Annotated in this window: 8 protein-coding genes and 1 pseudogene; 8 read left to right on the top strand and 1 reads right to left on the bottom strand. The window is 40.4% G+C overall.

The window, feature by feature from the left end; translation table 11 throughout:
* Positions 1–402: 402 nt before the first annotated feature.
* The 8 genes from ureE (at position 403) to ureC (ending at position 6,181) form a co-directional block, all read left to right on the top strand.
* Positions 403–885, top strand: coding sequence for an urease accessory protein UreE (ureE, locus tag PAE54_RS12170; protein ID WP_326519631.1), 483 nt, complete (start codon positions 403–405; stop codon positions 883–885).
* Positions 872–1,537, top strand: coding sequence for an urease accessory protein UreF (locus PAE54_RS12165; RefSeq protein ID WP_326519630.1), 666 nt, complete (start codon positions 872–874; stop codon positions 1,535–1,537). Before ureE ends, PAE54_RS12165 begins: the two co-directional genes overlap by 14 nt.
* Positions 1,538–1,555: 18 nt before the next feature.
* A complete protein-coding gene (gene ureG, locus PAE54_RS12160) occupies positions 1,556–2,170 on the top strand; it encodes an urease accessory protein UreG (protein ID WP_326519629.1) in 615 nt (204 codons plus the stop codon).
* A gap of 14 nt (positions 2,171–2,184) precedes the next feature.
* On the top strand, positions 2,185–2,751 hold the full coding sequence (locus tag PAE54_RS12155; protein ID WP_326519628.1) for a HupE/UreJ family protein: 567 nt from the start codon (positions 2,185–2,187) through the stop codon (positions 2,749–2,751).
* A 73-nt stretch (positions 2,752–2,824) separates the two neighbouring features.
* Complete coding sequence (locus PAE54_RS12150; RefSeq protein ID WP_326519627.1) at positions 2,825–3,703, top strand: urease accessory protein UreD; 879 nt, start codon at positions 2,825–2,827, stop codon at positions 3,701–3,703.
* 102 nt (positions 3,704–3,805) lie between these two features.
* Positions 3,806–4,108: an urease subunit gamma gene (gene ureA / locus PAE54_RS12145; protein WP_326519626.1), complete on the top strand. Its 303-nt coding sequence runs from the start codon at positions 3,806–3,808 to the stop codon at positions 4,106–4,108.
* 21 nt (positions 4,109–4,129) lie between these two features.
* Positions 4,130–4,438: an urease subunit beta gene (locus PAE54_RS12140; protein ID WP_326519625.1), complete on the top strand. Its 309-nt coding sequence runs from the start codon at positions 4,130–4,132 to the stop codon at positions 4,436–4,438.
* Positions 4,439–4,480: 42 nt separating this feature from the next.
* A complete protein-coding gene (gene ureC / locus PAE54_RS12135) occupies positions 4,481–6,181 on the top strand; it encodes an urease subunit alpha (protein ID WP_326519624.1) in 1,701 nt (566 codons plus the stop codon).
* 309 nt (positions 6,182–6,490) lie between these two features.
* Here ureC and PAE54_RS12130 read toward each other — a convergent pair.
* Positions 6,491–6,612, bottom strand: a pseudogene (locus PAE54_RS12130) (IS6 family transposase); the annotation flags it as partial.

The following is a 6,612-nucleotide window of genomic DNA, read 5'->3' as shown; positions in this document are numbered from 1 at the left end:
TGATCTGACTGTCAGTAAATTTAGATGTTTTCATGCAGAATCTCCTGCCTACACTTTAAGAGAAAATTCTACTTTTAGATCCTTTTATTTTTAGGGGGGATTACCATATCAATCAAAAAAGTGGTCGTTTTTTGATTTATGAAAGAGATCTAATATTGAACCGATCTAAAAAGCCCTTGTTCGTAAGGACTTTTTTAAAGTCATTTGAATCAGTAGTAATATTTTATTAAAGCGCTGAGCTAGAAAATTTTGATCAATAGATATTCTTAAAGATAATTACGATATAAAAATTGGCGTGATAATTGCTTGAATAATTGTGGTGGTGCGTTTTTACGAATGCAGTTTATTTTTGAATCATTTTGGCTCAAGATTAGTACCTAACTTAATAAGCATGGAGAAAAAATGGAAATTTATACTCAACGATTAGAAGGACTTACTGAAGGTTGTGACTTTGAAGTTATTGAGTTGACTTTTGATACGCGTCAAAAGAGCCGTTTTCGTGCAACCATGAAAAATGGGATTGATATTGGTGCAGATTTGCCACGTACAGGTATTTTACGCAGTGGATCTTATATTGCTACAGAGAGTGGAAATATCCTAAAAATTGAAGCTAAACCAGAAAAACTCATGAAAGTTTCAGCACAACATGATTTTGATTTGTTAAAAGCTGCTTATCATCTGGGTAACCGCCATGTTCCTCTCATGCTGATGCCAACCGCATTATATTTTGAACCAGACCATGTTCTTGCTGAAATGGTGATGGGGTTGGGTTTAGCGGTTGAAGTGGTTGATCATCCTTTTGAACCCGAAAGTGGGGCATATGCGCAACATCAGCATGACCATCGTTTAAGCCCGATTAAGACCTTGCATCATGTCCATCACTAATCCTTCTCAACTTTTAAGCCTGCTAACCTTGTCATCTACAGCATTACCGATTGGGGCATATTGCTATTCACAAGGTGTGGAAAGTGCGATTGAGAAGGGACTGATACATGACGAAGCATCAAGTATTGCTTATTTTGAAGAAGTCCTGGAAATGATATTGGTCCGTTTTGAATTACCCGTGCTGAAACGCTTGATGCAATATTGTGAAGATGCGGAAAAATTCGATTATTGGGCAAACTTTTACCGTGCAAGCCGAGAAAGTAAGGAGCTGTTAGCTGAGTCAAAACAGCTGGCATTTTCCTTAAATGCTTGGATTCGTGAGGTATTGAAACAACCTGTAAAAGTTAAAAAACAATTGGGGTTTATACCCGTGTATGGAAGCCTTTGCGGAACATTGGCCTTAAATGAAGCTGAAGTATTAACCGCATACACCTTTACTGTTTTAGAAAATCAGGTATTGGCAGCAGTGAAAACCGTTCCACTTGGGCAAATGAGTGGTCAACGTATTTTATGGCATTTACATGGGCTGATTCCCCAGGCTATCAGTCATGCCTTAAAGCTCAATGATACTGAAATCAGTAGTGCTTTACCGCAATATGCCATGCTGAGTATGCATCATGAAACTCAATACTCAAGATTATTCAGATCATAATTGATAGAGGAAAAAATAATGTCAGAACGTAGCCCATTACGTGTTGGAATTGGTGGCCCCGTCGGTTCAGGTAAAACAGCTTTGACTTTGAATTTATGTCAGGCTTTACGTGAAAAATATAATATGGCTGTGGTCACTAATGACATTTACACCAAAGAAGATTCCAATTTTTTAACGCGTAATGAAGCCATGTCTCCAGACCGGATTGTTGGTGTTGAAACAGGTGGCTGCCCACATACGGCAATTCGTGAGGATGCTTCCATTAACCTTGCTGCTATTGATGATTTATGTGAAAAATTTGATGGTCTTGAGCTGATTATTATTGAAAGCGGTGGTGATAATCTAGCAGCGACTTTTAGCCCGGAACTGTCTGACCTGACGTTGTATGTAATTGATGTGGCAGGTGGCGAGAAAATTCCACGTAAAGGTGGTCCAGGTATTACCAAATCTGATTTGCTGATTATCAATAAAACCGACTTGGCTCCGATGGTTGGCGCAAATTTAAGTGTGATGGATCAAGATGCTAAACGTATGCGGGGAGATAAGCCGTTTTTATTTTCAAATATGAAAACCAAGGACGGCTTGGAAGCCATCATTTCTTTCATTGAAAAACAAGGTTTATTCAAAGTTTGACTCGGAGAAACATAATGATTGTTTTAAAAAGAAGTTTGGCGTCTTTAGTCGCGATTTTTCCGATGTGGGCAATGGCACACGCTGGACATGATCATCATAGCAGCTTCTGGAATGGCTTTATCCATCCATTTACAGGTATCGATCATCTCAGCATGGCAATCGCTTTGGGCGTGCTGTTATGGACAGCGACTCAGCGCTGGAAAATGGCAGGCCTGTTGGCTTTGGCTACGGCCATGATCGGGGGCTTTGCACTAGGTCATCTTCAGCTTATTTCAGCAAATACTGCCGAATACGGCATAGTATGTTCTTTGGCGGTATTGGCGATTGCATTGTGGACAAAAGCAAACCGACTTTTCGCTGTAACAGCTATGATTTTGGCCAGTTTCCATGGTATGGCGCACGGTGCTGAACTTGGTCAGTCGGGACAGGTAGCTGCTTTAGTTCTGGGAATGGTCACTGCAATGTCTGGTATCTACCTGTTTGGGCTTGGTCTAGGTGCCTTGGTACAAAAATATGTCCCTTACGGTAAGAAAATTGTGGGTGGATTAGCTGCTGTGGTTGCAATTATTGGCTTTGCCTGATGATTTCTTAATGGTTTTTTATGACGAAATTTGAATTATTCATATTTTAGTAATTCGTCATGCAAGAGGAAGAATGCAAGATTTAACTGCTAGTCGAACACATGATACACAATTATGGTTTGCCAAGTTAGAGTTGGGGTTTAAGGCTCAAATTGAGCCTGCATGTACTGTATTGCATCATCGCAAACATTATGGGCCTGTGCGGGTACAGAAGATGTTATGGCCGGAAAAAACCGGTGTGTGTCATGCCATTATTGTTCACCCGCCTGCAGGTATCGCAGGTGGAGACCATTTAACTTTTGATATGACTGTGGACGCACATGCACATGCCTTAGTCACCACACCTGGTGCAGGTAAATGGTATAAAACTAACGGTAAACAGGCCTATCAACATATCAATATCTATTTAAATGAAAATGCAATTTTTGAATGGCTACCACAAGAAACCATGCTGTTTAATGGAGCAAATGCCCATTCTAAAACTATCATCCATTTAGACCAGGCAGCAAGTTTTATTGGATGGGACATGCTGGTGATTGGGCGACAGGCATGCACAGAACAGTTTAGTGAAGGTGCTTATATCAACCAATTCAGATTGTTCCGTAACCAGACACTGCTTGTGGCTGATACTTTAAGTTTTAAAGGAAATGACCGCTGGTTGAAATCATGTTTAGGTATGAATGGACAATCCACCATGGGCAATTTCTGGGCAGTTCCGCCTACAAAATATCGCACCAGTATTTATTTGGATGAACATATCGATTTAATTCGAGAGTTAATGATGCGCATGAATGTACCTGTGACATTAACATTATTGGATGATGTGATTTGTGCACGTTTCTTGGGCCATGATATTCGGCAATGTCATGATGCTTTTGCTGCGATCAGAGCAAAATTAAGACGTTATTGGTATAACCTGGAGGAAGAATTTCCAAGAATTTGGAGAACTTAAGGTCATTCACAGTTGAGTCTCAGCATTCAAAACGACATTTCTTAAATTAACATTATATGCATGTACTGAGTATAAAAATCCAAGTTATGGTAGGTAAAAGATATGGAATTAAATCCGACAGAAAAAGATAAACTTTTGATTTTTACCGCAGGTTTAGTCGCAGAGCGTCGTAAAGCACGTGGTTTGAAACTGAACTACCCTGAAGCAATTGCTTATATTTCCGCTGCATTACTGGAAGGTGCACGCGATGGCATGAGCGTAAGTGAACTCATGCACTATGGCACAACTTTACTCAGTCGTGATGATGTTATGGACGGTATTGCAGAAATGATTGCTGAAGTACAAGTCGAAGCAACCTTCCCTGATGGATCCAAGCTGGTAACAGTGCATCAACCCATTATTTAAAGATAAAAATAAGGAAAAAAGATGATTCCTGGTGAAGTGATTACCCCTGACACTGAGATTGAATTAAATGTTGGCCGTCAAACGTTGAAAATAACGGTTGCAAATGCAGGGGACAGACCGATTCAAATTGGCTCACATTTCCATTTTTACGAAGCCAATGATGCTTTGCAATTTGACCGTGAACTTACAAAAGGCTACCGCTTAAATATTGCGGCGGGTACCGCAGTACGTTTCGAGCCAGGACAAAGCCGAAATATTGAATTGGTTGCACTGGCAGGAAAACGTGAAATTTATGGCTTCGCAGGTCGAGTGATGGGGAAACTTGACTAAGTCGGGACATCAGAACCTATCAAGAATTTAGAGTAATCCATTATGAAAATGTCGCGTCGTGCATATGCGGAAATGTTTGGACCCACAGTAGGTGATCGTGTTCGTTTAGCAGATACTGAATTATTTATCGAAGTTGAACAAGACCTGACTACTTACGGTGAAGAAGTCAAATTTGGTGGCGGTAAAGTGATTCGTGATGGCATGGGACAATCACAATTATTGGCGGATGAAGTTGCAGATACTGTCATCACTAATGCTTTAATTGTGGACTGGTGGGGTATTGTGAAAGCCGATGTTGGCTTGAAAAATGGTCGTATCTGGAAAATTGGTAAAGCAGGTAATCCAGATATTCAGCCCAATATCACGATTCCATTAGGTGCAGCAACGGAAGTGATCGCAGGGGAGGGCCAGATTCTTACTGCAGGTGGAATTGATACTCATATCCACTGGATTTGCCCACAACAAGTTGAAACCGCACTCATGTCAGGTACCACAACAATGATTGGTGGGGGGACAGGTCCTGCTGCAGGTACATCGGCAACGACTGTTACACCAGGACCCTGGCATATTGCGACCATGCTACAAGCCATTGATGATTTACCAATGAATATTGGTTTATTGGGTAAAGGAAATCTAAGCTTACCTGCTCCTGTTCGGGAGCAGATTGAAGCGGGTGTAGTGGGTTTGAAATTGCATGAAGATTGGGGCTCAACCCCAGCGGCCATCGACAATTGTTTAACCGTTGCAGATGAATATGACGTGCAAGTTGCCATACATACTGACACCTTAAATGAAAGTGGTTTTTTGGAAGAAACACTTGCTGCATTTAAAAATCGTACTATTCACACCTACCATACCGAAGGTGCGGGCGGTGGGCATGCACCTGATATTTTAAAAGCCATTGGCCAAGCGAATGTATTGCCATCTTCAACCAATCCAACCCGTCCATATACAGTCAATACCATTGATGAACACTTGGATATGCTGATGGTATGTCATCATTTAGATCCTGCCATTTCGGAAGATGTTGCTTTTGCGGAAAGTCGTATTCGTCGTGAAACCATTGCCGCAGAAGATATTCTGCAAGATATGGGAGCGATTTCCATGATGTCTTCCGATTCCCAAGCAATGGGGCGTGTGGGTGAAGTGATTATTCGCACATGGCAAACAGCGCATAAAATGAAAGTACAACGTGGCCCATTAGAAGGTGATACACCTCATAAAGATAATAATCGGGTTAAACGCTATATTGCTAAATATACGATTAATCCTGCTATTACACATGGTTTAAGTCATGAAGTAGGTTCAATTGAAGTCGGTAAACTTGCGGATTTAGTGTTATGGAAACCGGCATTTTTTGGGGTAAAACCAGCCATGATTATTAAAGGTGGCATGATTGCTGCTGCCCCTATGGGAGATATCAATGGATCGATTCCGACACCACAGCCTGTACATTACCGTCCAATGTTTGGAGCAAATGCAAGAGGCGTACATAACACCTGTATTACTTTCTTGTCACAAGCCGGTATCAATAATGGTGTAGCTGAACAGTTAAGTTTAAAGAAAATCATCTCAGCCTGTAAAAACACCCGAAATATTTCTAAAGCTGATATGAAGCACAATTCGTATACACCAGTGATGGACGTGGATCCTGAAATTTATGAAGTGCGAGCAGATGGTATTCATTTAACGTGTGAGCCAGCGAAAGTCTTGCCAATGGCACAGCGTTATTTCTTGTTTTAATTTTGCATCATTGGCAAAAACGCCTGCTTACTGAGCAGGCTTTAATCATAGAAGTGAATATTTTTGAGATCTTTGGATAGTGAGTAAGTTTCTATCAAACTCATTGCTGTCCCAGTCTTTTAAATAAGTGTGTTTCAAATGATTTATTGCAATTTTTATAAATGATTTAGTACAATTTTTATAAATGAATTATGCATTTGATGAATTTAAATTAAATGAGAATCATTAACTTTTAGTATTATTATGGGATAAATTTTGGCACTGTTGCAAATAGAGATTTGAGTCGATGAAGTTCCCTTTAAAAAGTGCTTAGAGACCGAATACCTTGTTGATTAGACACACTTCACCCTGAGACTGACCATAATAAAATGACGATGCTTGTCCTTTACGTAGTGCACGCATGACTTCAATACCTTTAATTGTGGCATAAG

Origin of the sequence: Acinetobacter minutum, from assembly GCF_035916735.1 — a bacterium.
Taxonomy (GTDB): Bacteria; Pseudomonadota; Gammaproteobacteria; order Pseudomonadales; family Moraxellaceae; genus Acinetobacter.
The sequence above is the reverse complement of the archived record's forward strand: the minus strand, read 5'-3'. Positions and strand labels throughout refer to the sequence as shown.